A 2,657-nucleotide genomic window follows, 5' to 3' on the forward strand; every position below is an offset into this window, starting at 1 on the left:
TCCGCGACCCGGCCCGGGGAGGCCGGGCCGGGGCTCCGGGTCAGGCGTAGACGCCGAACTCGTACAGCGAGTCGCCGTAGGCGGTGCCGCGCTGGGTGATGTTCACCCGCACGTAGCGGCCGCTGCCGTTCACGTCGACGTCGTCGACGCCGCCGGTGCCGCTCGTCGTCGCCCAGGCGGTCGTCCAGTTGGTGCCGTCGGTCGAGGTCTGGATCTGGAAGGCCTTGCCGTAGGCGCCCTCCCAGCCCAGCTGGACGTGCTTGAAGGACTTCACCGCGCCCAGGTCGACCTGGATCCACTGCGGGTCGGCCCACTCGCTGGCCCAGCGGGTGTTCCAGTTGCCGTCGGTGGCGTTGGACGCCGGGTACGGCGCGCCGTTGCCCTGGGCCTGGAAGGTGGAGGCGGTGGCGGGCCGGCCGAGCGCGATGTTCGTGCCGCTCGGGGTGGACGCGACCACCCGGAAGGACTTGGTCTCGATACCGACGTTGCCGTGGCCGTCGTAGGCGTAGACGTAGACCTTGTAGACGCCGAGGCTCTTCGGGGCGACCGCGGTGAAGCGGCCGTCGCCGGTCTGGGTGAAGGCGACCTGGCTGAAGCCGGTGCCGCCGCCCGCGTACTTGGCGCAGTAGTAGAGGTTGTAGCGGATCAGGTCGCCGTCGGGGTCGGTGGTGGCGGCGGTGATGTCGAAGGTGCCGCCGGCCGGGACGGTCGCGGTGTTGCTCAGCGACAGGTCCGAGATGACCGGCGGGGTGTTGCCGCCGGCGTTCCCGCCGTAGTTCTTGGCGACCGAGTAGAAGGCGAGCCGCCGCCAGCCGGCGGGCACGGTGTTGTACCAGACGCCGCCGAAGTCGTTCTCGGTGCCGTAGTGGAAGACCGTCGCACCGAGCGACACACCGGTGTGGCCGGTGATGCAGCCCCAGTTGGAGAGGTAGGCGTCGCGCTTCTTGACGTCGGTGGGCTCCAGCGGCACGCCGTTGGCGTCGTTGGGCACCTCCCACTCGCCGTCCTCGCCGGACTCGGTGATGATGTACGGCTTGGTGTAACCGCCGCTGATCCAGTCGTTCTTGACGTTGCAGACCGCACCGTAGGAGTTCACCGCGAGCAGGTCGAGGCTGGGTGAGTAGTCCTTGTAGTACTTCCACGCGGCGGTGTACGCGTCGGTGGAGGTCACCGGGTGGTTGGGGTCGATGGCGTGGATCGCCTGGGTGACCCGCTCGACGTACTTGGCGTAGGCGACGCGCTGCTGCTCGACGGTGGTGCCGTTGTAGGCGTGGTCCTGGGTGGTGAGGATGACCTCGTTGCCGACGTCCCAGAGCAGCACGCCGGGGTGGTTCCTGTAGGTGGTCACCCACTGCTTGATCTGGTCGAGCGTGGAGTCCATGTAGGCGGTGTCGTTGACGTAGTCGGCGCCCTGGTTCAGCCAGAAGCCGTTGACCACCTTGAGGCCGTGCGCGGCGGCGGTGTCGAGCAGCGGCTTGCTGCCGGCGTCGGTGCCCCAGGTGCGCAGGGTGTTGACGCCCATCGCCTTGAGCTCGCGGATGTGCGCCTCGGCGGTGGAGTTGGCCGGGCCCCAGGTGACGCCCTTGAGCTGGTACGGCCGGCCGTCCACCTGCAGCTGCCAGTTGCCCTGCGAGCCGGTCACCTTGACGGTGGACGGCGCGGTGGGCACGGCCGGGTCGGTGAGCGGGGCCGGGGCGGGGCCGGTGGCGACCTGGACGGCGACCTTGTCGATGCTCAGGGTGCCGCCGGAGGTGGTGGCGTCGGTCGGGGTGGTGCAGTTGCAGACCGCGTCGGGGAAGCCGCCGCCGATGCCGAGGTTGAACACCAGGTAGAAGCCGTGGTGCACGGCCGCGTCCCAGGTGGCGACGCCGACCTGCGACTCGTTGACCTGCCAGACCTGGCGGCCGTCGAGGTACCAGCGGATCTGCTCGTCCGAGGTGGTGCGGTCGATGATCTGGGAGTAGGTGTGGTAGCCGGTCTGGCAGCCGGTGCAGGAGGCCAGGCCGCTGGTCATGCCGTTGTACTCGTTGCAGTTGCCGCCGGGGGCGGTGCCGCAGTGCAGGGTGGTGGAGAGCTGGCTGCGGCCGTTGACGTTCTCCAGGATGTCGCTCTCGCCCGCGCCGGGCCAGACGGTGGAGTTGCCGCGGTTGGCGGCGCCCATCGCCCGGAACGACGGCCAGTAGCCGAGGCCGTTGGCCACGTCCGGCTGCTTGACGGTGGCGGAGATCTGCAGCTGGCCGCCGGCCGGGGCGGCGAAGTCGGTGCGCTTGGACTCGACCCGGCCGGACGTCCAGGCCGAACCGTTCTTCAGGGCGGTCAGGTTGAGCGCACCGCTGCCGTTCAGGCCCACGTTGGCCGGGGCGCCGGTGGCCGTCTGCACCTCGCCGGTGCCCCAGTTGGCCGGGCCGCCGGGGTACGCGGTGCCGGTGTCGGTGATCCAGTCGTTGCCGTTGGGCGCGGTGCCGGCGCCGCCGTTGAAGTCCTCGTTGAAGACGGTGGTCCAGTTGCCGGGCGGCGTGGTCGGCGGGGTGGTGGGCGGCTCGGTCGGCGGGGTGCTGCCGCCGCCGGTGCGGACCTGGAACTCCCAGAGCGAGTAGCCGTATCCGGTGCCGCGCTGGGTGCCGTACATCCGCACGTAGCGGCCGGTGCCGGAGACG

At 70.5% G+C, this 2,657-nt stretch carries 1 protein-coding gene; it reads right to left on the reverse strand.

Features of this window, described 5'->3' with window-relative positions; all coding sequences use genetic code 11:
• Positions 1 to 40 precede the first annotated feature (40 nt).
• Complete coding sequence (locus ABZ641_RS32290) at positions 41 to 2,161, reverse strand: discoidin domain-containing protein (RefSeq protein ID WP_359987598.1); 2,121 nt, start codon at positions 2,159 to 2,161, stop codon at positions 41 to 43.
• Between the last annotated feature and the right edge of the window lie 496 nt (positions 2,162 to 2,657).

This window comes from Kitasatospora sp. NPDC007106 (assembly GCF_040634455.1).
Lineage (GTDB): Bacteria > Actinomycetota > Actinomycetes > Streptomycetales > Streptomycetaceae > Kitasatospora > Kitasatospora arboriphila.

Excerpts from the sequence above, each read along its gene's own strand:
- ABZ641_RS32290 (WP_359987598.1), bottom strand. The coding sequence starts at position 2,161 with ATGGGCGCCGCCAACCGCGGCAACTCCACCGTCTGGCCCGGCGCGGGC.